The 21595-nt window shown below is 74.9% G+C and carries 23 protein-coding genes; 13 read left to right on the top strand and 10 right to left on the bottom strand.

What is annotated here, in order from left to right:
* Window positions 1-341: 341 nt before the first annotated feature.
* Window positions 342-1514, top strand: a complete 1173-nt coding sequence (locus tag M0638_RS20975) for a thiolase domain-containing protein (RefSeq protein ID WP_248668959.1) — start codon at window positions 342-344, stop codon at window positions 1512-1514.
* 5 nt (window positions 1515-1519) lie between these two features.
* Window positions 1520-1918: a Zn-ribbon domain-containing OB-fold protein gene (locus M0638_RS20970; RefSeq protein WP_248668958.1), complete on the top strand. Its 399-nt coding sequence runs from the start codon at window positions 1520-1522 to the stop codon at window positions 1916-1918.
* Between the two features lie 57 nt (window positions 1919-1975).
* On the opposite strand, the gene M0638_RS20965 is transcribed toward M0638_RS20970, so the two are convergent.
* Window positions 1976-4111, bottom strand: coding sequence for a molybdopterin-containing oxidoreductase family protein (locus tag M0638_RS20965; protein ID WP_248668957.1), 2136 nt, complete (start codon window positions 4109-4111; stop codon window positions 1976-1978).
* A 456-nt stretch (window positions 4112-4567) separates the two neighbouring features.
* Between M0638_RS20965 and M0638_RS20960 the strand changes: the two genes are divergently transcribed.
* Window positions 4568-4972, top strand: coding sequence for a hypothetical protein (locus M0638_RS20960; protein ID WP_248668956.1), 405 nt, complete (start codon window positions 4568-4570; stop codon window positions 4970-4972).
* 219 nt (window positions 4973-5191) lie between these two features.
* Here the strand turns inward: M0638_RS20960 and M0638_RS20955 are convergent, their stop codons facing one another.
* The 5 genes from M0638_RS20955 to M0638_RS20935 form a co-directional block, all read right to left on the bottom strand.
* Window positions 5192-5392, bottom strand: a complete 201-nt coding sequence (locus M0638_RS20955) for a hypothetical protein (RefSeq protein WP_248668955.1) — start codon at window positions 5390-5392, stop codon at window positions 5192-5194.
* A gap of 176 nt (window positions 5393-5568) precedes the next feature.
* Window positions 5569-5820, bottom strand: coding sequence for a PepSY domain-containing protein (locus M0638_RS20950; RefSeq protein WP_248668954.1), 252 nt, complete (start codon window positions 5818-5820; stop codon window positions 5569-5571).
* A gap of 25 nt (window positions 5821-5845) precedes the next feature.
* Window positions 5846-5992: a hypothetical protein gene (locus M0638_RS20945; RefSeq protein ID WP_248668953.1), complete on the bottom strand. Its 147-nt coding sequence runs from the start codon at window positions 5990-5992 to the stop codon at window positions 5846-5848.
* 166 nt (window positions 5993-6158) lie between these two features.
* A complete protein-coding gene (locus M0638_RS20940; RefSeq protein WP_248668952.1) occupies window positions 6159-6674 on the bottom strand; it encodes a CinA family protein in 516 nt (171 codons plus the stop codon).
* 361 nt (window positions 6675-7035) lie between these two features.
* The gene (locus M0638_RS20935; protein WP_248668951.1) at window positions 7036-7848 is read right to left on the bottom strand and encodes a substrate-binding periplasmic protein; all 813 of its coding nucleotides are present in this window, start codon (window positions 7846-7848) and stop codon (window positions 7036-7038) included.
* A gap of 103 nt (window positions 7849-7951) precedes the next feature.
* Between M0638_RS20935 and M0638_RS20930 the strand changes: the two genes are divergently transcribed.
* Window positions 7952-10618 carry a hybrid sensor histidine kinase/response regulator gene (locus M0638_RS20930; RefSeq protein WP_248668950.1) on the top strand — a complete coding sequence of 889 codons (2667 nt, stop codon included), beginning with the start codon at window positions 7952-7954 and terminating at the stop codon, window positions 10616-10618.
* A gap of 155 nt (window positions 10619-10773) precedes the next feature.
* Here M0638_RS20930 and M0638_RS20925 read toward each other — a convergent pair whose 3' ends face one another.
* Window positions 10774-11115: an Hpt domain-containing protein gene (locus tag M0638_RS20925; RefSeq protein WP_248668949.1), complete on the bottom strand. Its 342-nt coding sequence runs from the start codon at window positions 11113-11115 to the stop codon at window positions 10774-10776.
* A gap of 84 nt (window positions 11116-11199) precedes the next feature.
* Between M0638_RS20925 and M0638_RS20920 the strand changes: the two genes are divergently transcribed.
* Window positions 11200-11400 (top strand): hypothetical protein, encoded by a 201-nt coding sequence (locus M0638_RS20920; RefSeq protein ID WP_248668948.1) that lies wholly within the window; start codon window positions 11200-11202, stop codon window positions 11398-11400.
* A 171-nt stretch (window positions 11401-11571) separates the two neighbouring features.
* Here the strand turns inward: M0638_RS20920 and M0638_RS20915 are convergent, their stop codons facing one another.
* Entirely contained in the window at window positions 11572-12324 is a 753-nt protein-coding gene (locus tag M0638_RS20915) for an MBL fold metallo-hydrolase (RefSeq protein WP_248668947.1), read from the bottom strand.
* Between the two features lie 192 nt (window positions 12325-12516).
* On the opposite strand from M0638_RS20915, the gene nfi reads away from it, so the two are divergent.
* The 6 genes from nfi (at window position 12517) to M0638_RS20885 (ending at window position 18029) form a co-directional block, all read left to right on the top strand.
* On the top strand, window positions 12517-13272 hold the full coding sequence (gene nfi, locus M0638_RS20910) for a deoxyribonuclease V (RefSeq protein ID WP_248668946.1): 756 nt from the start codon (window positions 12517-12519) through the stop codon (window positions 13270-13272).
* 284 nt (window positions 13273-13556) lie between these two features.
* A complete protein-coding gene (locus M0638_RS20905; RefSeq protein ID WP_248668945.1) occupies window positions 13557-13859 on the top strand; it encodes a hypothetical protein in 303 nt (100 codons plus the stop codon).
* Between the two features lie 645 nt (window positions 13860-14504).
* Window positions 14505-15758 (top strand): MFS transporter, encoded by a 1254-nt coding sequence (locus M0638_RS20900; protein ID WP_248668944.1) that lies wholly within the window; start codon window positions 14505-14507, stop codon window positions 15756-15758.
* A 238-nt stretch (window positions 15759-15996) separates the two neighbouring features.
* Window positions 15997-16380, top strand: a complete 384-nt coding sequence (locus M0638_RS20895) for a hypothetical protein (RefSeq protein ID WP_248668943.1) — start codon at window positions 15997-15999, stop codon at window positions 16378-16380.
* A 517-nt stretch (window positions 16381-16897) separates the two neighbouring features.
* Window positions 16898-17119, top strand: coding sequence for a hypothetical protein (locus M0638_RS20890; protein WP_248668942.1), 222 nt, complete (start codon window positions 16898-16900; stop codon window positions 17117-17119).
* Between the two features lie 268 nt (window positions 17120-17387).
* On the top strand, window positions 17388-18029 hold the full coding sequence (locus M0638_RS20885) for a hypothetical protein (protein ID WP_248668941.1): 642 nt from the start codon (window positions 17388-17390) through the stop codon (window positions 18027-18029).
* Between the two features lie 95 nt (window positions 18030-18124).
* Here M0638_RS20885 and M0638_RS20880 read toward each other — a convergent pair whose 3' ends face one another.
* Both M0638_RS20880 and M0638_RS20875 read right to left on the bottom strand, forming a co-directional pair.
* The gene (locus tag M0638_RS20880; RefSeq protein WP_248668940.1) at window positions 18125-19777 is read right to left on the bottom strand and encodes a thiamine pyrophosphate-binding protein; all 1653 of its coding nucleotides are present in this window, start codon (window positions 19775-19777) and stop codon (window positions 18125-18127) included.
* 257 nt (window positions 19778-20034) lie between these two features.
* Window positions 20035-20340, bottom strand: coding sequence for a hypothetical protein (locus M0638_RS20875; RefSeq protein WP_248668939.1), 306 nt, complete (start codon window positions 20338-20340; stop codon window positions 20035-20037).
* 256 nt (window positions 20341-20596) lie between these two features.
* On the opposite strand from M0638_RS20875, the gene rplM reads away from it, so the two are divergent.
* A complete protein-coding gene (gene rplM / locus M0638_RS20870) occupies window positions 20597-21079 on the top strand; it encodes a 50S ribosomal protein L13 (protein WP_248668963.1) in 483 nt (160 codons plus the stop codon).
* Between the two features lie 4 nt (window positions 21080-21083).
* The gene (gene rpsI, locus M0638_RS20865; protein WP_248668938.1) at window positions 21084-21590 is read left to right on the top strand and encodes a 30S ribosomal protein S9; all 507 of its coding nucleotides are present in this window, start codon (window positions 21084-21086) and stop codon (window positions 21588-21590) included.
* The last annotated feature ends 5 nt before the right edge of the window (window positions 21591-21595 follow it).

Below are 21595 nucleotides of genomic sequence, written 5' to 3'. Positions count from 1 at the left end.
ACTCCGGCTCGGCCTGCAACTCGACTGACGCCATGGGCTTGCCCCTCCTGCCTTGCGTCGGAGACAGTATCGCGCCGGCGGCCGCCGCCAAGCCCGGATCGGCGGGGGTCCGGATCGCCGGGGCGACCGTTGCCGGGGCGGCCGGGCCCGCCCCGGCAACTCGCCATCCGTGCCGGGCGGTGCTAGGGCTGCGTCCCAAGGAGCGCGGCCCCGGGGAGCGCGGTCCCAGGGAGCGCGGTCCCAAGGAACGCGGACTGGGGAACCTCGCCCTGGGAACGTGACCCAGCAAACGTGGCGGGCGCCGCGCGCGGGCCCGCAGCAGGGAGGGGCATGATCCGGCCATGAGCATCAACGGCAAGGCCTACATCGTGGGGGCGTTCGAGCACCCGACGCGCAAGGCCGACGACAAGTCCGTGGCGCAGCTGCACGCCGAGGTGGCGCTGGGCGCGATCGAGGATGCGGGGCTCACCAAGCGCGACATCGACGGCTATTTCTGCGCCGGCGACGCGCCGGGCCTCGGCCCGCTCAACATCGTGGACTACATGGGCCTCGAGGGGCTGCGGCACTTCGACAGCACCGATGTGGGCGGCTCCTCCTACCTCGCGCATGTGGGGCACGCGGCGGAGGCGATCGCGCTCGGCAAGTGCAGCATCGCGCTGATCACCCTCGCCGGCCGGCCGCGCGCCGAGGCGATGGCGACGGGCACGGCGCCGCGCTCCTGGGGCGCCAACGTACCGGACGACCCGTTCGAGATCCCGTTCGGCCGCACCGTCGCCAACGTCTACGCGATGTGCGCGATGCGCCACATGCACGAGTTCGGCACGACCAGCGAGCAGCTCGCCTGGATCAAGGTCGCGGCCAGCCACCACGCGCAGCACAACCCGCACGCCATGCTGCGGAAGGTGGTGACGGTCGAGGAGGTGGTGAACTCGCCCCTGGTGGCGGACCCGCTGCACCGGCTCGACTGCTGCGTCATCAGCGATGGCGGCGGCGCGCTGATCGTGGCGCGGCCGGAGATCGCGAAGTCGCTCAAGCGGCCGCTGGTGAAGGTGAAGGGCGCGGGCGAGGCGATCAAGCACCAGATGGGCGGCGAGGTCGATCTCACCTATTCCGGCGCCCGCTGGTCCGGACCGCGCGCCTTCGAGGAGGCGGGCGTGACGCCGGCCGACATCAAGTACGCCTCGATCTACGACAGCTTCACCATCACCGTGCTGATGCAGCTCGAGGATCTCGGCTTCTGCGCGAAGGGCCAGGGCGGGAAGTTCGTCGCGGACGGCAACCTGATCTCGGGCGTGGGCAAGCTGCCCTTCAACACGGATGGCGGCGGGCTCTGCAACAACCACCCGGCCAACCGCGGCGGCATGACCAAGGTGATCGAGGCGGTGCGCCAGCTTCGCGGCGAGGCGCACCCGGCGGTGCAGGTGAAGAACTGCGACCTGGCGCTGGCGCACGGCACGGGCGGGCTGCTCGGCACCCGCCACGGCAGCGCGACGCTGGTGCTGGAGAGGGAGTGAGCGTCATGGCGACCCAGGCCTCGAACCGGAAGATCCCGGCGCCCGCCGTCGACCCGACCAACAAGCCCTTCTTCGACGCGGCGCGCGAGGGCACGCTGCTGATCGGGCTGTGCCGCGACACCGGCAAGCACTTCTTCTACCCGCGCGGCGTCTCGCCCTTCACCCTCTCGACCAACGTCGAGCTGGTGCCCTCGAAGGGCGAGGGCACGATCTACAGCTACAGCGTGACGCGCGCCAAGGAACCCTACGCCATCGCCTATGTGGAGCTGGCGGAGGGGCCGCGCATCGTCACCAACATCGTCGACTGCGACCTCGACGCGCTGAGGATCGGCCAGAAGGTGAGGCTGGTGTGGAAGCCCACCGAGGAAGGCGCGCCGCCGGTGGCGATGTTCACGCCGGCCTGAGCCGGGCGCCAACCCGCCCGCCGGGGAAGGCTGGAGCCGTTCCGGCCTTCCCCGCCGTCACCCCGGCCGCATCCGGCAGGGGATCGACCCGGTGTCCACCGACCCCGTCGCCGGGTCCGCCGGCCCCGTGTAGGACAGGGCCGCGTTCACGTTCACCTCCAGCGCGCCGAATTCCGGCGCCGGCCGTTCCGGCAGCCACCAGCCGACGCCGGTGGTCAGCGTGCCCGGCAGGGTGCGGTCGGTGACGGCGGCGCGCAGGCGCACGGCACCCCGGCCGCCCGCCGTCTCGATCGACACCCAGTCGCCGTCGCGCACGCCGTGCGCGGCGGCGGTCTCGGGATGCACGTGCACCTTCGGGTCGGGCGAGACCTTGCGCGCCCAGGCCTGCTCGCGGAAGCGGGAATGGTGGTAGGTCTTCTCGCGCATGCCGGTCTGCAGGCGCAGCGGGAACCCGTCGGGCCGCACCGCGCGCCGGTCGAGCGGCGGCACGTAGTCGGGCAGCGGGTCGAGGCCGAAGCGCTCCATCAGCGTGGAGTGCAGCTCCACCCTGCCGGTCGGCGTGGCGAAGACCTGCCGATCGAAGTCGCCGAGCGCATAGGGGAATTCCGCGAAGCCGTCGCGGCGCAGATCCTCGAGCGCGATGCCGGAATCGCCCAGCAGGTCGCGGTTGAATTCGTCGCGGCTGCGCCAGGGCAGGAATTCGTGCGCCACGGCGCCGAGCGCGCGCATCCGGTCGAGCAGCGCGACCGCGATGTCGAGGTCCGAGCGCGCCTCGCCCTGCGGCGGCCCGGCGGCGGCGGTGTAGGTGACGCAGGGCACCTTCTGGTTCAGCGCGACCTCCTCCTCCTCCAGCCCCGTGGTCTTGGGCAGGACCAGATCGGCCTGGGCGGCGGTCGGCGTCATCGTGTGGGCGGCGACCGCGAGGAAGTCGAGCGAGCGCAGCGCCGCCAGGGTGCGCCGCGTGTCCGGGTACATCACCGCGATGTTGACGCCGCTCGCGTAGAGGGCGCGCACCGGGTAGGGCTCGCCGGTCAGCATCGCCTCCAGCACCGAGCTGTTGTGGCAGGCGGTCTGCCAGCCGAGCGGCCCGGCCCAGAGCGGGTAGCGGTCGGCGCCGATGGCCCGGTTCGCCACCGCCTCGGGCAGGCGGAAGCGCGGATCGTGCAGCAGGTCCATCCAGGTGCGGAAGCCCGGCGGGCGCTTCGAACGCCGGTTGCCCCCGCGCCGGTCCAGGTTGCCGCTGATCGCGACCAGGGCGTGGAAGGCGCGGAAGGTCTGCACGCCGTTGCTCGCCGCGTCGATGCCGTGGCCGGAGAGGAAGCAGGCGGGGCCGTCCGCGTACATCGCGGCGGCGCGCTCGATGTCGTCGGCCGGCACGCCGGTCAGCGCGGCCGCGTGCCCGGGCGTGTAGCGGGCGGCGCGCGCCGCCAGCGCGTCGAAGCCGTGGCAATGGCGCTCGACGAAGCCGCGGTCCCAGGCGCCGGTCTCGACCAGATGGCGGATCATCGCCAGGGCGATGGCGGCGTCCGTGCCGGGCTCGGGGCGCAGCCAGAGATCGGCGATCTCCGCCGCCTGGGTGCGGAACGGGTCGATCACCACGAGGCGGGCGCCGCGTTCCTTCGCGCGCCTGATCTCGATCCATTGCGGCGGGTCGGCGGCGGCCGGGTTGCGGCCGACCACCAGCAGGCAGGCCGCGTTGGCCACGTCCTCGCCGCCGGTCATGGCGGTGCCCGTGACCCGGTCGCTGACGGCGCGGCAGCCGCCGCACAGGTCCTGGTTGATCATCCAGTTGGGCGAGCCGAGCGAGCGCAGCAGCAGCGCCATCACCGGCCCGCGGCTGAAGGCCGCGCCGCTGACGGCGCCCGTCAGCGAGAGCGGGCCGTGGCGGCGCCGCGTCGCGTCGAGCCGCGCGGCCATCTCGTCGAGCGCCGAATCCCAGCTCACCCGCTCCCAGCGCCCCGAGCCGCGCTCGCCGAGGCGGCGCAGCGGGTGCAGCAGGCGGCCCTCCTGGTAGGTGGCTTCGGGCAGGGCGCGGATGCCCTTCACGCAGAAGGCGCCGCGCGAGACCGGGCTCGCCGGGTTGGGCGCGACCTTGGTCACCCGGCCGTCGCCGCCGACGGTGAGCAGCGAGCCGCAATAGGCCGAGCACTCCCAGCAGGTGCTGGGGATCACCCGGGACGCCGCCTCGCCCATGGCCGGTTCTCCGTTGCCCTCGCGGGCGGCATCGCGGCACAGGGCGCGTCCGGGGGCAAGCCTCGTCGTGCCATGACGGGCGCGGGTTCGTCGCACCGGGGCGGCTACAGGTTCGTCGCACCGCGATGGGCACCGCGATGGAATGCAGGTTCGTCGCACCGCGACGGGGGGGGGCGGGCAGGTTGCCCGGCCCTCCCGATGGCTGGTAGGGGCGGACCGCCGCGGATCGGACGTCCGGCGGCGCGAGGCCCGCCGCACCCGATGGTCCGACAAACCTCCCGCGACAGGCGCACGCCCCGTGCGGGCAGCGCCCCCCGGCCCGGCAACCGCCCGCCCGGCAGCCCGCACGGCGCCGGCCCAGCCGGACTGCGCCCGTCAGGACCGGGCCCATCAGGACGGGGCGCATCAGGACGGGGCCTGCCAAGATGGGGCCCGTCAGGATGGGCCCCGGGCGGCATGGCGGCGAGCATCGGCCTGGCCGCCCTGGTCTTCGTGGCCGTGTTCCTGCGGATCGGGGCCCTGGTCGGGTGGGACCCGAACCGGAACGGCCGGACCACGGCGATCGACCTCTGGAACGTCCTTCAGGTGAGCTGGGCTGCGCCCATCCTGTGGCCTGTCGCCTGGCTGCCGCAGGCGGGCAAGGATGCGGTCGGGCGCTTCCTGGCGGCCATGGGATGGGACCCCGGGCTCGGCGCGCTCGCCGGGGCGGGCTTCGTGCTGTGGGCCGGCGTGGCGGCGGCCGCCGGCCTGACCGGCCGTGCCGTGTGGCGCGGCCGGGCCTCGGCGCGGCCGCGCCGCGGGCACTCCCCGGCCGGACATGCCCGCCCGGCGGCACGGAAGGCGCGCGAGGAAAAGGGGTAGAGCGGATCGCCGACGGGCGGACGCGCCCGGCGGCGTGAATCCGCGCCGAGAACAATGAGCTACAGCGAACCGCGGTCCCAACCGGCCTGCGGTTCGCTGTAGGGAGCCTCTCCCCCGCTCCGGCTCACGCCGGCCCGCCCGGACACGGACCGGCGGGCCTCCCGGCAACCCCGTGCGCGGTACCGCCCTGCGCCGGTCGGGACCGGTAGCGGGACGACGTCAGAAGAGGTGGGCGGTCCGCTCGGCGAGGTGCAGGGCGGCCACTGGCACGCTGGCGGGCTGCCCGCCGTCGTCGCCGATCACGGCCGAGCAGGCGGCGAGGCAGTCGGCCTCCAGCGAGTTCGCGACCGGGGCGAAGGCGGTGTTGTTGGCGATCGACAGGGTGAGGAGGCCGATACGGACGGCGACTTGGATTGACACGGGATGATCCTCAAGTCCTGGGCGGGTCGGCCGAAGGGGCTGGGCCCGGCCGAAGCGCCCTGCTTGGCCGGCAAGATGGCGCCCGCGCCGTTCCGGCGCCAATCGGAAGGCAGGATCGCGACCATCCACCGCATGAATGACACCCGCGCCCGGATGCCCACCGCCCGGATGGCGGATCAGCGTTCCGGCCGGACCCGCAGGATGGCGCCGCTGCGCGGGTCGAGGTGCAGCTCGAAGCGGCGGCCATCGCGATAGGCGGTCGCCTCCCAGCGGCCGTCATCGGCCTCGATTCCGGTCACCGGGCCGTAGCCGGCGGCCTGGAGGATGGCGGTCACGCGCTCCAGGCTGATCCAGTCGGGCCCGGGCCGATCGGCGTGGGCGGCGGTGGCAAGGGCCGCGAGCAGCAGCCCGGTCGCGAGGGCTCGCATGGCGTTCGTCTCCCGGCGTCGGCGATCAGCGGTCGAGGGCGGCCAGGCAGGCGGGAAGGAGGCCGACCGCCGCCATGAAGCCGGCGAGGGTGAGCAGGGAGGGGTCGAGGTAGGGCATGGCGTTCTCCATCGGTCCGGCGGACGGCGCATCGGCCGCCTCGATGGATGGCATGATGCCCCGGCGCGCCTGAACCGACGCTGAGCCGGCCGTTCAGGCGGCGTTCAGGCGACCGGACCGGCGCGCGAGGGTCCTCCGGCCAGGGCGTGCGGGCCGGGATGCCCCATCCCGGCGCCCCATCCCGGCTCCCCATCCCGGCGCCCCGGCCGGCGGGGCGGACCTATCCGGCCGACTCGCGCAGCCCGGCCAGCAGCAGCGACAGCAGGCCGTGCGCGAAGGCGCGCATGTTCGCCGCCCGGTCGTCGCTGCCGGTGGCGAGGGTCAGGGACCGCTCCAGCAGGCCCGCCGAACCCCCGCCGCCCGGGCCGCTGATCGCGACGCAGGCATGGCCCGCCGGGTCGCCGTAGCGGTTGCCGGCCGGGCCGGCGGCGCCGGTCTCGCCCAGCCCCCAGCTCGCGCCGAGACGCGTGCGCGCGCCGCGCGCCAGCAGCAGCGCGTAGGGCTCCGTGGAGGGGCGGATATCCGCCAGCGCCGAGGCCGGGATATCGAGCAGCGTGGCGCGCGCGTCGCGCGTGTAGACCACCGCGCCGCCAAGGAAGTAGGCGGAGGCGCCGGGCACGGCGAGCAGCGCCGCCGAGACCAGGCCGCCGGCCGCGGATTCCGCGACCGCTACCGTCTCGCCGCGCTGCCGCAGCAGCGCCGAGAGCTCGGTCGCGAGGGGAAGCAGGGTCTGCATGCAGCGCACTCCGCGTCTTGCCGTCGGGCCGGGCCGGCCGCGCGGCGGTTGCTGAAGGCCGGCCCTGGCGGCGACGCCGGTGGCGACGGGCCGGGCGCGTCGCCCCGGGATACGCCGTTTCGCGGCGTTCGGCACGGGCCGGGCGGCCGACGCCACGCCGACCGCCGAATGCGATGCGACGAGGCGAGGACGCCGCCGCGGAAAGAACCCGCCGGACCGCCCCGCACGCCGCCCCGAAAAGGCTCCCGCGCGGGTCCGCACGAATGCCGGCCCGCATGGCGCCCCGGTCCGGCGCGCGGCCGCCCGCCAGCCCGGCACCGATACCCGGCCGGCGCAGGCCGGGTCCCGCGCCGGTCGGGTATCAGCGCGGCGACGCCACGGGCAGGCCGTTCCGGCGGGCGGCGCGCGCCAGCGAGCCATCCGACTGGATCGCGGCCACGAAGCGGTCCAGCTCGGTCTTCCAGGCACCGTCGCCAGGCAGGATGGCGTAGCCGTGGCGCAGCCGCGGCAGGTTCGGCGGCGCCCGGAAGAGCTGCACCCAGTCCTCGGTCCGTTCGAGATGCAGGGCCTGCGGCAGGCTGCTCACCAGCACGTCGGCGCGGCCGGTCATGAGCTCGGCCAGGCATTCGTCCGCATCGTCGAGGAGCAGCATGCTGCCCTGGCGCAGGCTGCGCCGCATCACCTCCGCCGGCACCGTGTCCCGCGCGACGACGACCACGACGCCGGGCGAATCGATCTCCGACCAACGGCGCGGCCCGCCCCCGCCACGCCGCGTCACGGCGACCAGCGGGCTCTCCATGTAGGGCGCCGAGAGGTCGATCCGCCGCGGATCCGCCATCATGACGCCGATGCCGGCCAGGGCCACGTCGCACTGGTCTGTCTCCAGCGGCGCCGAGGGCGCGCCGCCGGTGACCTCCACGAACGCCACGCCGACCGCGAGCCGGGCCGCGAGCAGCTGGGCCAGATCGATGTCGAAGCCCTCCAGCTCGCCATTGTGCGGGTTGCGGCGGCTGAAGGCGTGCTCGCCCGGCCAGATGCACACCCGCACCACGCCGCGCGCCAGGATGGCCGGGAGCCGGCTCCCGGCGGCGCCGGGGGCGTATTCGGAGACCAGGTCGGCCGCCGCCGCACCCGCGATCCCGCCGGTCGTCCCAGCGGCCGTTCCAGCGGCCATTCCATGGGTCTTTCCGGCGGCCGCCCCGAGCCGGCCGGCCATGGCCGGCACGGCCTCGCCCTGGCCGGCGCGAGCCTCGCCAAGCAAGGATGTCAGCGCAATAATGACCACCCGAAGGATTGCCAGGACCCAGCGCATCTCCGACTTCCGTGCCAAGCTGCGCCGCTCTCTCGGCCTGCGTGAACCGGCCCCGCGCGAGCCGCGGCCGCTGCGGCTCTTCGCCGTCGCGGCGGGGGGGGTCGGGCTGTGTCTGCTGGCACTCTACGCCATCATCGCCCTGCGCGGCCAGGAAGCGGCCGAGCGGCGCGCGGAGCGACTGACCCAGGGCATCGCCGCCACGCTGGCCGACCAGCTCGCCCGCACGGTGCAGGCGACGGACCTGCTGCTGGTCGAGGCCGGGCCGCGCGCCGCCGCCATGGCCAGGGATCCGGCCGCGATGCGCGCCCTGGCGCAGCGCGTGCAGGACCTGCCCGAGCTGCGCGCGCTGCTGTTCACCGACGCCGCCGGCGTCGTCACCGCCGCCACGGTGGACCAGCTGGTCGGCGAGCGGCTCGATGACCGCGAGTGGTTCCGCCAGCTCCGCTTCGGCGGTCCGCCGCTGCGGCTCGGCGCGCCGGAATTCGGGCGCTACCTCGGCGCCGTGCGCGAGCATCCGGCGGAGACCCCCGGCAACGGCGCCACGCCCGCCGCGCCGGGGCAGGCCGGCCGCTGGACGGTGCCGCTGGCGCGCAACCTCCAGGGGCCGGGCGGCGCCTTCGCCGGGGTGGCGGTGGCGCTGCTGAACCCGGAGAGCCTGTCCCTCACGGCCCGCCGCTACGCCGACGCCTTCGGCGTCACGGTGCGGCTGCACTCCTTCGGCGGGCTGCTGCTCGCCCGCTCCGACGGCCGCGCCGACGGGATCGGCGAGCTGAACGCCAGCGCCTGGCCCTTCCGCGACTTCCTGCCGCGCCGCGAGCGCGGCACCTGGGCCGGGCGCGACCAGGACGGCGAGGAGGTGGTGGCGAGCTTCGCCGTCTCCCGCCAGGGCGGCATCGTGGTGGAGGTGGCGCAGGCCCGGCTGGCGGCGATGGCCGAGGCGCGGCGGCAGCTCTGGCAGCTCGGCCTCGGCATGGTCGCCACCGCCCTGGTGGTGCTGCTGGCGCTCTGGCTGCTGATGCGCCAGGCCGAGGCGCTGCGCCGGCAGGGCCTGCGGCTGACCACCAGCGAGCGCGAGGCGCGCACGGCGAGCGCGGCGAAGGAGGAATTCCTCGCGGCGATGAGCCACGAGATCCGCACGCCGATGAACGGCGTGATCGGCATGACCAGCCTGCTGCTGGAGACCGGCCTCGACCCGCAGCAGCGCCGTTGCGCCGAGACCATCCAGGGCTCGGCCGAGCATCTGCTGCTGATCCTGAACGACATCCTGGACTACTCGGCGCTGCAGGCGGGGCCGCTGCGGCTCGAGGCGGTGCCGTTCGAGATCGAGGTGGAGCTGCGCACGGCGCTCGATCCCTTCACGCAGCGCGCGGCGGCCAAGGGCGTCGAGCTGCTCTGCGTCGTCGAGCGCGGCATGCCCGCCACCGTGGTGGGCGACCCCGGCCGCTTCCGCCAGATGCTGTTCAACCTCGTCGGCAACGCCGTGAAGTTCACGGAGTCGGGCTGGATCGAGGTCTCGCTCTCGGCGCAGCCGGTGGAGGCGGCGCTCGGCGGCGGCTGGCGGCTCGCGATCGGCGTCGCCGACACCGGCATCGGCCTCGACGCGGCCAAGATCCCGACCCTGTTCGAGCGCTTCACCCAGGCCGACGCCTCGATCCGCCGCCGCTACGGCGGCACCGGCCTCGGCCTCGCCATCTGCCGCCGGCTCGCCGAGGCGATGGGCGGCGGCATCGCCGCCGACAACCGCCCCGGCGGCGGCAGCGTGTTCCGCTTCAGCATGCGCGCCGGCGAGGCGGAACCGCCCTCGCCGGCGCCCGGGCCGCTGCTCGGCCGACGCGTGCTGGTGGTGCATCCGCTGGAGCAGGCGCGGACCGGCCTCGTCCAGCAGGTGGCGGCGCTCGGCGGCGAGGCCTGGTCGGCGGCGGACGCGGATGCCGCCCTCGACCGGCTGCGCGCGAACGCCGCCGCCGGCCAGCCGATCGAGGCGGTGCTGCTCGACGACGGCCTGCCGGGCAGGACCGCGGCGCCCGCCGCCACGCTGGCACGGCGCATCCGCGACGAGCCCGGCCTCCCGCCTCCGGTCCAGGTGGTGTGCGTCGCCCCGATCGAGGCGGGGCGCATGGCGGCGGTCCGGCCGGTGACGCTGGTCAAGCCGGTCCTGCCGGGGCGGCTGCGCGACGCGGTGCTGACGGCCTGCGGCGACGCCCGGCCGGCCGCCGCGCCGACCGCCGCGGCGCCGTCACCCGCACCGGCGCCGCCCGCCGGATCGCCGCGGGTGCTGCTGGTCGAGGACAACGCCACCAACCGGCTGGTGATGGGCACGGTGCTGGAGCGCAGCGGCATCCAGGTCGCGTTCGCCCATGACGGGGCCGAGGCGCTGACGCTGGCCGGGCGCGAGGCGTTCGACATCATCCTGATGGACGTGCAGATGCCGGTCATGGACGGGCTGGAGGCGACGCGCCAGCTTCGCGCCGGGCGCGGCCCGAACCGGCGGACGCGCATCGTCGGCCTCACCGCCGCGGTCGGCCCCGGCTACGAGCGGCAATGCCTGGAGGCCGGCATGGACGAGTACATCGGCAAGCCGGTGGTACGCGCGCGCCTGCTGCAGGCGATCGGCGTGTCGGACACCGTCTGACCCGGGCGGCCCGGTCTCCGCCCCGCGCGCCCGCGGCCCCTGCCCCGATCCGGCTCAGAGTGTGTAACGAACTCGAACCCGCGAAAGAATGCCCGTTGGAAAGACCCGTCTTTTTCGGCCGGTTCCAACGCTGACGGGCATTCCTTCACAAACTCTCAGCCCGCCGCCACCGCGGCGAGCCGGGCGAGATCGCGCAGCGCGGCGCCCGTCTCCCCGCGTATCCGGCCCAGCACCTCGGCGGGCGAGGCGGCCGCGTCGGGCGACATGGCGAGCCGGGCCGCCCGCTCCAGCGCGAAGGCGCCGACCGAGGCGGCGGCGCCGGCCAGGCTGTGCGCGGCGCGGCGATAGGTCTCGGCATCGCCCGTCCTCGCGGCGGCCTCGATCTGCCCCGCGAGGTCGGCGAGGTCGGCCTCGAAGGTCAGCAGGATGCGCTGCAGGTCGCTCGGCCGCAGCGAGGCGGCGAGCTGCGCCGCGGTGTCCGGATCGATGCCGCTCATGGCTGCTTTCTGCACTCCGTCGCATGGGCCCGTCGAACCGGCGCGCCACGGCGTCGTTGCTGCCCGTGGAATCGGGAGATCGCAATGCGAAACATGATGCTGGCGGCCGGCTTCCTCCTCGGCGCCGTGCTCCTGGTCGGGTGCGGCCCGGGCGGCGCGCCGCGCGGCGGCGTCAGCCAGGCGCCGAGCACGCTCAATTCGGGCATGGGCCAGGCGCCGCGCGCGAGCGGGCCGAACGGCGGCCCGGGCATCCGCGAGGGCAGCGGCGCCTCCTCCAATCCCTGACGCGCCACCCCCGACGCGCCGCCGGGCCGGCGGGCCCGGCCCGGCCCGCCCTCGGGGCCGGTTCGGGTGGCTCGCGGGCCGGTCCGGCGGACCGTGCCCGCGCCCGAAGGCCCTTCCTTCCCGACGCGGGAAATCCCTCGCCACCCCGCCGCCGGCCGTCCCGACGGGCCGTCAGCGCGGCGCGCCGATGTCGAACTCCCGCGTCACCGCCAGATCCTCGTCGAACCAGGCGCTGATGCCGGCGCGGCGCTGCCCGACATATTGCGGCCGCCCCTCGGCATCGAGCTGCATGGAGAGGTCGTGGCCGGGGATCAGGATGGTGCCCGGCACCGCCTGCCACAGCTCCCACACCTTCGCCAGCGAGGCGCGGCTGGCCTCCGCATCCATGGTCATGTCCACGGCGTTCGAGACCAGCTCGGCGCGGTTCTTGGCGGCGTCGCCGGAGAACAGCACCGGCACGTCGTTGGCGGTCATGTGGAACAGCAGGCAGCCCGGCGTGTGGCCGGGGGCGGCGACGGCCCGGAAGCCGGGGAGGAACTCCTCGCCGTCCTCGACGAGCCGCAGGCGCGGATGCCGCGCGAGGTCCTGCACGTAGAGCTCGGGCAGCGGGTTGAAGCCGGGCGGCTCCCGCGTCGCCCAGTCCATCTCGGTGCGGCCGATCCAGATCGTGGCGTTGGGGAACAGCGTGTAGTTGACGGAGTGGTCCCAGTGGGCGTGGGTCAGCAGGATGTCCGTCACCTGCGCCGGCGCCACGTCGCGCTCGGCGAGCTGGCGGCCCAGCTCGGGGCGGGTGTTGAAGGCGCCCACGTCGACCAGGATGGTCCGCCCGGCCGAGCGCAGCAGCGCGATGGTGCTCCAGCCGAGGCCGCCGTGGCAGACGCTCTTGCCCGGATAGCCCTGGACGAGGATGTCGATGCGATACATGGCCGTTCCCTCCCGGCAGGGTGGGCAGAGTAGGGATTGCGCCGGCGCCGGTGAACCCCGGCGCGTGGCCCTCCCCCGTCCCGCCTGCCGCCGGGCCGGCCCGGCGAGGGCGGGCGGCATGGGCGTGCCGGCGATGCCCGGCGGCCAAGCTGCCGCCGGCCGGCGCCCCGCCGCCGCCCCGCCGCGGTGCCCGTGAGCGGCGCGCCGTCGCCGCCGGCGGGCGGGACCGTTCCCGCGACGTGGCTGCGCCCGCCCGACCTCGCCACGGCGCGCCGGGTGCAGGTGGAGCTGGCCGCGCGGGTGGTGGCGGAGGACGCGCTCGGCCCGGTGCGGCTGCTCGGCGGCGCGGATACCAGCCTGGACCGCTTCGACCCCGAGGACCGAATCTTCGCCGCCGCCGTCGCGCTCGATCCCGGGGGGCTGGCGCCGGTGGCTGCCGGCGAGCACGTCGCGCGGGCGCCGATGCCCTACGTGCCGGGCTTCCTCGGCTTCCGCGAGGTACCGCTGCTGGTCGAGGCCTGGGCGGCCCTGCCGCGACGGCCGGACCTCGTGCTGGTGGACGGGCATGGGCTGAGCCATCCGCGCGGACTCGGCGTCGCCTGCCATCTCGGCGTGGTGCTGGACGTGCCGACCATCGGCGTCGCCAAGTCCCGCCTGTTCGGCGAGGAGGCGGGACCGCTGGGGCCGGAGCCCGGGGACCGCACCGACCTCGTCTGGCAGGGACGCGTGCTGGCGGCGGTGCTGCGCACGAGGCGGCGCGCCAACCCGCTCTACGTCTCGGTCGGGCATCGCGTGTCGCTGGACACGGCGGTGGAATGGGTGCTGCGCACCCTGCGCGGCTACCGCCTGCCGGAGCCGACGCGGCAGGCGCACCTGGCCGCCAACGCGCTGCGCCGGGCGCGCGGGATGCACGCGCCCGCCGGCCACCCGGCGGACGGCGCAGGGTAGGCCCGGCTTCCCCCGGCATCCCCCGGCATCCCCTTGGGGGGGAGAGCGGCCCGCGGAACCGGTGCGAAGAGGAGCGTAAGCCCTGTCGGGCAAGGTCGCGCCGGCCCCGCCTCCCCATGCCGGCAGCCGGACCGGCGCGATCGTGCCACGAAGCGACGCCGCCGGCGTTGCACCATTGCCGTGGCCTTCGACGGGCCGTCCGGCGCGCCCGTCCGGCGCCCTCTTCCGGCGTCGCGGTCCGGCGCGCCATGTGCCGCGGCGCCAGCCGGGAGATCAGAAACCCCATGACCGCACGACGTCTCCGCCCCGTCCCGCTCGCCGCCGGGGCGCTGGCCCTCTGGATCCTGGTGCCCTCCATCCTGGCGCCCTCCGCCGGCCGGGCGGATTTCTTCGACGGGGCGCGCCGGACCTTCCAGCGCGACATCCCGCACTTCTTCCAGGACGACATCCCCTGCGCCTTCGGCGGTCGGCCGACCAGCGGCGCGCGGTCGGCCTGCCGCTCCGGGCAGCAGGCCCGGCAGCCTGCGACCAGGCCCGCCGGACAGCCCCGCCCCGCCAACCCGGCGGAGCGCCAGCCGAGGCCGTAGCGCCCGCGGCGCGAATGGCGGGCGCCGGCGGCGCTCGTCGTGCGGCCCCGCCTGCTGGCCGCCCGGCGCGGCCTAGAGCCGATCCAGCCTGACTGCATCAGGCCGGAACGGCTCTAGCCTTTTGATTTTTCGCATTTTCCGAGCCGCTGAGCGAGGACGCTCAGCTTGAAAATGCTCTAGTGACCACGCCCCGGGACATGCCGCTGAACCGGCGCGCCGGGACGGCGCATGGCCGCGCCCGGCACGGCTCCCGCGGCGTCGGCTTCGGCGAGACGCTCGAGCACCGCCGGCGAGCACCGCCGGCCGGGCCTCGCGGAGGTGCCGGCGGGGCGCGCGGTGCGGGCGGGGCCGGCGATGACCTGCCGCGACCGGCCGGACGGGCCGGCGCCGCACCGGCGCGACGGCAGGCTGCGCGACCGCCCGGGGAGATCGCGGTGCGCGCCGCCGCGGCGGCTGGTGTCGCATGGCGGGACGCGGCGGCATGTCGGCCGCTGCCGGGAGGCAGCCGCCGCCCGAGCACGGGCCAGCGCACCGCTCCCCTCCCCCCGGTCGCCGCCGATCCGTACCAACGGGCCGTCGTTCCCCGTGCGGATGCATTCCCGCTGGCGGGTCCGATCCGCCGGGCGGGATGGTAGGAGTGCCGCCATGCGGAGCACACCACTCGCCTCGACCCTGCCCGTCATCGCCGCGCTGCTGGTCGGCTTCGGGCTGCTGCAGATGGGCAACACGCTGCAGGGCACGCTGCTGGCGGTACGCGGCGGCATGGAGGGCTTCTCGCCCACCGTGATCGGCCTGATCGGCGGCGCCTTCTTCGCCGGGATGATGGCCGGCTCGCTGGCCGCCGGGCGGATGATCCGCCGCGTCGGCAAGACCCGCAGCTTCGCCGCCCTGGCCTCCCTGGCCTCGATGGTGCCGCTGATCCACCTGCTCTGGATCGATCCGGTGGCCTGGGTCGCGGCGCGCGCGCTCACCGGCTTCTGCTTCGCCGGCCTGTTCATGGTGGTGGAGAGCTGGCTGAACGGCGCCGCCGCCAACGAGGTGCGCGGCCAGATCCTCTCCCTCTACGGCATGACGGGGCTGGTGGCGGGCGTGGTCGGCCAGCTCCTGCTGCCGGTCGCCGACCCCGCCGGCTTCGTGCCCTTCGCGGTGGTGTCGATCATCCTGACCATCGCCGTCCTGCCGGTCACCCTTTCCCAGGCCCAGGCGCCCGCCACGTCGGGGGAGCCGGTCCGGATCGACCTGCTGCGCCTCCATGCCCAGGCGCCCTTCGGCGTCGTCGCCGCCTTCCTCTGCGGCGTCAGCGTCGGCGCCTTCTTCTCGCTCGGCCCGGTGCTGGCGGGTGCCATCGGTTTCGGGCAGCGGGGAATCGCGCTCTTCATGGCGGCGGGCGCCACGGGGGCGGCGGCGATGACCTGGCCGCTCGGTGCCCTGTCGGACCGGATCGACCGCCGGATGCTGGTGGTGGCGACGGCGCTGGTCGCCGCCGCCGTGCTGGGGGCGATGGCGCTGCTCACCCCCGCCGAGGCGCCGTCCTGGCTCTACCTCGCCCTGGTCTTCGTGTTCGGCGGCCTGGTGGTGCCGACCTACAGCGTGGTGCTGGCGCACGTGAACGACTCCGTCGCGCCGTCGGAATTCGTCGCGGCCTCGGGCGGGATGCTGATCGTCCAGGGGGCGGGCGCGGCGCTGGGACCGCTGGCGATCGGGGCGGCGATGACCGCGGGCGGCCCGCGCAGCCTGCTGTGGCTGACGGTGCTGGCGCAGGCGCTGATCGCCCTCTGCGGCGCCTGGCAGATGGCGCGACGCGCGGCGCCGGCGCGGAAGGAGGATTTCCAGGTGCATCCGCCCACCCCGGTGGGCACGGAGCTGGTCACCGTCTCGCGGGAGACGGTGGCGGGCTGAGAGTCGGCATCGGGCGCCGGCCGGGGCCGGCGTGGAAAGCCGGCGGCGTGCATCCGCGCCGGGAACAACGAGCGACAGCGAACCGCAGTCCCAACCGGACTGCGGTTCGCCGTAGAATCGTTGCCGGGATCGTGAAGGTACGGCGACCCGTCCCGTCGCGTTCCCCCCGGCAGCGCGCCCGTGCCCGCTCCGCCGGCAATGCGCTTCCACCCATCGCGACACGATTGGAACCGACGCCGTGCGCCGCGCCCTCCTCGCTCCCCTGCTCGTCCTGCCGCTGCTCGGCGCCCTGCCCGGGGCCGCCCCGGCCCAGCCTTCCGGCGCCTCCCCCGCCCCCGTCCCCGGTCAGGCCCCCCAGCCCGGCGGCGACGGTGCCACGGTGCGTGGCCGCACGCCGGTGGCCCGAGCCGCGGAACAGCTCCGCGAGGGCATCAGCGCCGACCGCGCCGGCGAATCGCGGCGCGAGACGCGCAACGTCCCGCCGCCCGGCGCGCCGCTGACCAGCCAGTTCGCCGATGACCGCCAGGTCAACCAGCCCACCGTCGGCCGCCCGGAGGCCGAGGGCAGGCTGCCGAGCGACCTGCCGCGCTCCTCGCTCGGCGTCGGCTCGCCCCAGAACTGACACCGCTCCGCACGGGTCCCGGCCTGCGCGGAGCGGTATCGCGCACGGGGCCGATGGGCGGCCGTGCGCCGGGCCGAGGAGCAGCCCCGGTCCGCAATTTCCGCGAACCGGCCTGAGGGGGCGAACAGGACGGTCCAGCCGGCACAAGACGGCCCGGCGCGGCCGCGGCCCGGCCGGCACCGGCCCATCGGTACGATGGATGGCGCGGATCGCGCCTTCCGATTGGTCCGGCGGCGGGCCCGGCCGCATCCTTTGGTCCGCACGGCCCGGCCAGCGTGGAGCCCGCTCCCGCCGGCCATCACGCCCCAGGCTCCGAGGACCGCACCGATGTCCCGCCTCACGCCTTCCCGCGCATCCCTGCGCGCCGCCTTCGCCGCCCGGTCGCCGCGCGAAGGCGCCTTCTTCGCCCATGGCCGCGATGGTGGCGCGGCGGCAGCCGGCACCGATGATGCGCCGGCCCGTTCCGCCATCTCCCGTCCCGCCGGCCGGCCCCATGTCCGCCACGGATAGGCCGGCGATGGCCCCGCCTCGGGCCGCAGGCGGCGTCTCCCTGCCGCTCTCCCTGCGGGACGCGCACGACCTGCGGCGCGCCGCCCGCGTGCTGCTGGAGCTGGGTGCGCGGCTCGACGCCCTCTCCCGGAGCGGCAGGCCGATCCCCGGGCAACTCGCCGAGGCGCGGCAGGCGGCGCGTCTGGCGGACGAGCAGCTCCGGGCGCGGCCCTGCGGCGCCTGTCTCTGACGGACCCCGCTGCCGAAGGACCCGCGCATCGGCGGCGACCCGATGCCGCTCCCCGACACCGACGAGCGATGCGCGGCGCGGGCTTTCCGGCCGCATGCGCCCACCGATCCGGACCATGGCACCCGGGCACGCCGGGCAGCCGGCGCGCGGCGTTCGCCGGCGCCCCGATGAGGTCCCCCCGGATGAAAATTCATCATCACATCGTAAGCATGCGGGGGCACCATCCCGACCGTCGCGGCAGCAACGAATCGGAAAGGCAACGGGGCGGATGGCGGGTCAGGTCGGGCAGTCGCTGAAGATCGCGCTGGGCGAGGACAAGGTGGCCTACGTCGTCCGCTACAAGCCGTCCCACACCAAGGCGCCGCCGGACGAGGGGCATTCCGACTGCCTGCTGCAGACCGGCGCGCCGGTGGGCTACTTCGGCACGGGCGCGGTGGGCGACGGGGTGGTCTTCACCTATTCGCGCTTCCTCTCCAACCGGCCGCAATACGTGAATTACGACGACGCCAAGTCGAAGTCCTGCGTCTCCACGATCCTGGTGAGCAGCTGCGGCAAGACCGCCGCCAAGGCGTTCCGCGACGCCTGGATCGCCATGCGCGCCAAGACCGACGGCTTCACCATCGTCGGCAACAACTGCTCCACCCACGCCTCGCGCGCCTGCCGCGCGGCCGGGCTGATCCGCGCCGACGGCATCGACGGGCTGGACACGCCGGACAACCTCTACAAGCAGATCGTCAAGGACAGCGTCTTCCCCTGGGAGAGCCTGAGCGGCTACCTCGTCATCGTGCCCGACGCCACCCGTTCCTCCACCTCGGACGAGATGATGAAGGATTTCGGCGCCTACATGGAGCTGACCACCAGCCCGGTCAGCGGCGGCGCCGGGAAGGCCGGCGGCTCCTCCTCCTACTGACTCCTGCCGAGCCTGCCGGGCACGGTGGAACGCGCCACCCGCCACCGCGGCGCGCCTGACCGGCCCGGCCGGATCGGCGGACGCCGCCATGGGCATCACTCCCCGGCGGGCAGCACCGCCGCGAGCGAGGTGGCGATCACCGCGATCAGCGGCCCCGGCGCGCGCAGCGCCGCCTCCAGCGCCGGCAGGTCCTCCTCGCCGCGCACGTCGAGCACCGGCACGCGGAAGGCGCGTGCCCAGGCCAGCATGTCGGGGTTCGCGAGGTCGGTGCCCGAGACCCGCCCCGGATAGGCGCGCTCCTGGTGGATGCGGATCGAGGCGTAGGCGCCGTTGTCGGAGAGCAGCAGCTTCACCGCCGCCCCGCGCGCCACGGCCACCGCCATCTCGCCGCCCGTCATCAGCGCGCCTCCGTCGCCGACCGCGCCGATCACGCAGCGCCCCGGGTGGCGCAGCGCCGCCGCCACCGCCGCCGGCACGCCGTAGCCCATCGCGCCGGAGACCGGCGCCAGCAGGCGCTGCGGCGGCCGCCACGCCACCTGGCGGTAGAAGGGCGCGCCGAACGTCCCCGCATCCAGCGTCACGATCGCGTCCGCCGGCGCCACCCGCCCGACGAGTTGCGCCACGCGCGCGAATTCCAGCCCGTCCGCGCGCCGGCGCGGCGCGTGGGCGGCCTCCGCGCGCTGCAACGCGCGCAGCCGCGCGATCCAGCCCTCGCGCCCGGCGGGCGCCGAGGCATCCTCCGTCGCCAGCCCGGCCGCCACCTCCGGCGCATCCGCCGCCAGCGCCAGCCCGGTGGGGAACTGCCAGCCCAGGAAGCGCGGCTCGGCGCAGACATGCACGAGGCGCTGCCCCGCGCGCGGCCACCGCCAGCCCTGGGTGGTGACGTCGGTCAGCCGCGTGCCCAGGGCCAGCACGAGGTCCGCCTCGTCGAACGCCTCGCGCTGCGCCCGCGGGTTGGCCAGCCCCATGTCGCCCGCGTAGAGCGGGTGGTCGTTCGGGAACAGGTCCTGCCGCCGGAACGAGACCGCCACCGGCAGCCGCCAGCGTTCCGCGAGGCCCAGCAGCGCCGCCCGCCCGCCCGCCCGCTCGAAGCCGTGCCCGGCCAGCAGGATGGGCCGCTCCGCCGCCCGCAGCAGCGCGGCCAGCGCCGCGAGGTCCCCGGCCGCCGGCCGCGCCGGGCGGGCCACGGTCGGCGGCACCGCCGGCGCCCGGCAGGGTGCCGCCAGCACGTCCTCGGGCAGCGCCAGCACCACCGGCCCCGGCACGCCGCCCAGCGCCATCGCCCAGGCACGCGCGATCAGCTCCGGCACCTGGTCGGGATCGGTCGCCTCGCCCACCCACTTCGCCACGCCCTCGAACATCCGGGCGTAGTCGATCTCCTGGAAGGCGCGGCGGCGCAGGTCGCGCCGCTCCACCTGACCGACCAGCAGGATCAGCGGCAGCGCGTCCTGCTCGGCGGTGTGCACGGCGATCGCGGCGTTGCACGCCCCCGGCCCGCGCGAGACCATCACCACGCCCGGCCGCCCGGTCAGCCTGGCGTCGGCCAGCGCCATGAAGCCGGCGCCGCCTTCCTGCCGGCAGGTGACGAGGTCGATCGTGGGATGGGCGTGCAGGGCGTCCAGCAGCGCGATGAAGCTCTCGCCCGGCACCGAGAAGGCCCGGTCGATCCCCGCCGCCGCCAGGAAGCCGACCAGCCGCTCCGCCGCCGTGCCCATGCCGGCGACGCCACCCGATCCACCCTCGATCATGCCCTGCTTCCCGGACCGTTCTTCCCGAGCCGGCATTAGAGCATTTTCAAGCTGGGTGTACTCACCCAGCGACCCGGAAAATGCGAAAAACCAAAAGGTTAGAGCATTTTCGGGTCGAGCGCACGCGCCCATCGGCTCGGAAAACGCGCCGAATCAAAAGGCTGGAGCATCCTCAGGCGGGGCGGACACATCCGGCTGCGCGGAAACTTCGCCGGCTCAGGGGCCGGCGCCATCCCGGCGACGCCGGACGGAGCGCGTCACCGGGCGATGGCCGGCAGGCGCGTCGCCGTCCGCCACCCGTCCGGCGTCCCGCGCCGGCCCCGCCGCCTCGACGCGGCGTGCCGGGGCACGGAACGGGCGCCGGCGGGCACGGCGGCGGTCCGTCGCCGCTGCGGCCCGAGGCAGCTCAGCACCTCGTAGAAGGCGACGAGCAGCAGGATCGCAACGATGCTCAGCGGGCGCGACAGGGGGAAGTTCATGGGCGGGAGGCCGTACATCGCGTCGAGCACGAGCAGGGCCGGATACTGCAGCGCTGCGGTCAGCAGCGAAACGCCAACGAGCATGGCCGGCATCTCGGAGGCATACGACATCTCGTTTCGCAAGAATCGTGTCCCAAAACGTGATTCTTTCTCTTCATAGTGTCCGTCCGTGAATATTTGCTTTCCGACCGGCTCCGCATCCGGGCGTGCCCGGGCCGGCGACGGCAGCTGGGCGGATTATGGTATCAGGATACCGCATGCGGAAATTCGTTGTTCCGCCTTGACCGTACCCACGCACGCCGTCATAACCCGCCGCCTGTTCGAGGACTTCAGGACGACGATGCTGACCACCCGTTCGCTGAAGCCCGCGGAAGTCCAGAAGGGCTGGATTCTGATCGACGCGGAAGGGCTGGTTCTCGGCCGTCTCGCCTCGATCGTGGCCAACCGGCTCCGCGGCAAGCACAAGCCCCAGTTCACCCCGCACGTCGATTGCGGCGACCACGTCGTGATCGTGAACGCCGAGAAGGTGCGCGTCACCGGCAACAAGGCGGAGCAGTCCGTCTTCTACTGGCACACCGGCTATCCCGGCGGCATCAAGGAGCGCACGGTCCGCCAGCGCCTGGAGAGCCGCTACCCGGAGCGGGTGATCCAGAAGGCGGTCGAGCGCATGATCACGCGCGGGCCGCTCGGCCGGAAGCAGATGAAGAACCTGCACGTCTATGCCGGCCCCGAGCACCCGCATGCCGGCCAGCAGCCGCAGGCGCTCGACGTCGCGGCCCTCAACAGCAAGAACGTCGCCGGCGGCGTGAAGAAGGCGGCCTGAACCGATGAGCGAGCAGACCACCGGCCGCAGCCTCGCGGACCTCAAGACGCTGGTGCAGGGCACGCCCGCCGCCGGCACCCCGGACGAGGGCGTGGCGATCGTGCGCGAGCCCAAGCGCGACGCGCAGGGCCGCTCCTACGCCACCGGCAAGCGCAAGGACGCGGTCGCCCGCGTCTGGGTGAAGCCGGGCAAGGGCACCATCGAGGTCAACGGCAAGCCGGCGGCGAAGTACTTCGCCCGCCCCGTGCTGCGCATGCTGATCACCCAGCCCTTCCTGGTGGCCGACCGCTACCAGCAGTTCGACGTCACCTGCACGGTGGTCGGCGGCGGGCTGTCCGGCCAGGCCGGCGCGGTGCGGCACGGCATCAGCCGGGCGCTGACCTTCTACGAGCCGGGCCTGCGCCCGATCCTCAAGAAGGCCGGCTTCCTGACGCGCGACCCGCGTACCGTCGAGCGCAAGAAGTACGGCCGCGCCAAGGCGCGACGCAGCTTCCAGTTCAGCAAGCGCTGACGCCG

Origin of the sequence: Roseomonas acroporae (assembly GCF_023223525.1) — a bacterium.
Classification (GTDB): domain Bacteria; phylum Pseudomonadota; class Alphaproteobacteria; order Acetobacterales; family Acetobacteraceae; genus Roseomonas_E; species Roseomonas_E acroporae.
This window is presented reverse-complemented; position numbering and strand designations above follow the sequence as displayed.

Bases quoted from the DNA above. Each gene is read 5' to 3' on its own strand.
- M0638_RS20915 (WP_248668947.1), bottom strand. From the start codon at position 12,324: ATGTATCGCATCGACATCCTCGTCCAGGGCTATCCGGGCAAGAGCGTC.
- M0638_RS20950 (WP_248668954.1), bottom strand. From the start codon at position 5,820: ATGCGAGCCCTCGCGACCGGGCTGCTGCTCGCGGCCCTTGCCACCGCC.
- M0638_RS20900 (WP_248668944.1), top strand. From the start codon at position 14,505: ATGCGGAGCACACCACTCGCCTCGACCCTGCCCGTCATCGCCGCGCTG.
- M0638_RS20885 (WP_248668941.1), top strand. From the start codon at position 17,388: ATGGCGGGTCAGGTCGGGCAGTCGCTGAAGATCGCGCTGGGCGAGGAC.
- M0638_RS20905 (WP_248668945.1), top strand. From the start codon at position 13,557: ATGACCGCACGACGTCTCCGCCCCGTCCCGCTCGCCGCCGGGGCGCTG.
- M0638_RS20960 (WP_248668956.1), top strand. From the start codon at position 4,568: ATGGCGGCGAGCATCGGCCTGGCCGCCCTGGTCTTCGTGGCCGTGTTC.
- M0638_RS20945 (WP_248668953.1), bottom strand. From the start codon at position 5,992: ATGCCATCCATCGAGGCGGCCGATGCGCCGTCCGCCGGACCGATGGAG.
- M0638_RS20930 (WP_248668950.1), top strand. From the start codon at position 7,952: ATGACCACCCGAAGGATTGCCAGGACCCAGCGCATCTCCGACTTCCGT.
- M0638_RS20975 (WP_248668959.1), top strand. From the start codon at position 342: ATGAGCATCAACGGCAAGGCCTACATCGTGGGGGCGTTCGAGCACCCG.
- M0638_RS20920 (WP_248668948.1), top strand. From the start codon at position 11,200: ATGCGAAACATGATGCTGGCGGCCGGCTTCCTCCTCGGCGCCGTGCTC.
- M0638_RS20875 (WP_248668939.1), bottom strand. From the start codon at position 20,340: ATGCTCGTTGGCGTTTCGCTGCTGACCGCAGCGCTGCAGTATCCGGCC.
- rpsI (WP_248668938.1), top strand. From the start codon at position 21,084: ATGAGCGAGCAGACCACCGGCCGCAGCCTCGCGGACCTCAAGACGCTG.
- M0638_RS20940 (WP_248668952.1), bottom strand. From the start codon at position 6,674: ATGCAGACCCTGCTTCCCCTCGCGACCGAGCTCTCGGCGCTGCTGCGG.
- M0638_RS20880 (WP_248668940.1), bottom strand. From the start codon at position 19,777: ATGATCGAGGGTGGATCGGGTGGCGTCGCCGGCATGGGCACGGCGGCG.
- M0638_RS20935 (WP_248668951.1), bottom strand. From the start codon at position 7,848: ATGGCCGCTGGAACGGCCGCTGGGACGACCGGCGGGATCGCGGGTGCG.
- M0638_RS20965 (WP_248668957.1), bottom strand. From the start codon at position 4,111: ATGGGCGAGGCGGCGTCCCGGGTGATCCCCAGCACCTGCTGGGAGTGC.
- rplM (WP_248668963.1), top strand. From the start codon at position 20,597: ATGCTGACCACCCGTTCGCTGAAGCCCGCGGAAGTCCAGAAGGGCTGG.
- M0638_RS20925 (WP_248668949.1), bottom strand. From the start codon at position 11,115: ATGAGCGGCATCGATCCGGACACCGCGGCGCAGCTCGCCGCCTCGCTG.
- M0638_RS20890 (WP_248668942.1), top strand. From the start codon at position 16,898: ATGGCCCCGCCTCGGGCCGCAGGCGGCGTCTCCCTGCCGCTCTCCCTG.
- M0638_RS20970 (WP_248668958.1), top strand. From the start codon at position 1,520: ATGGCGACCCAGGCCTCGAACCGGAAGATCCCGGCGCCCGCCGTCGAC.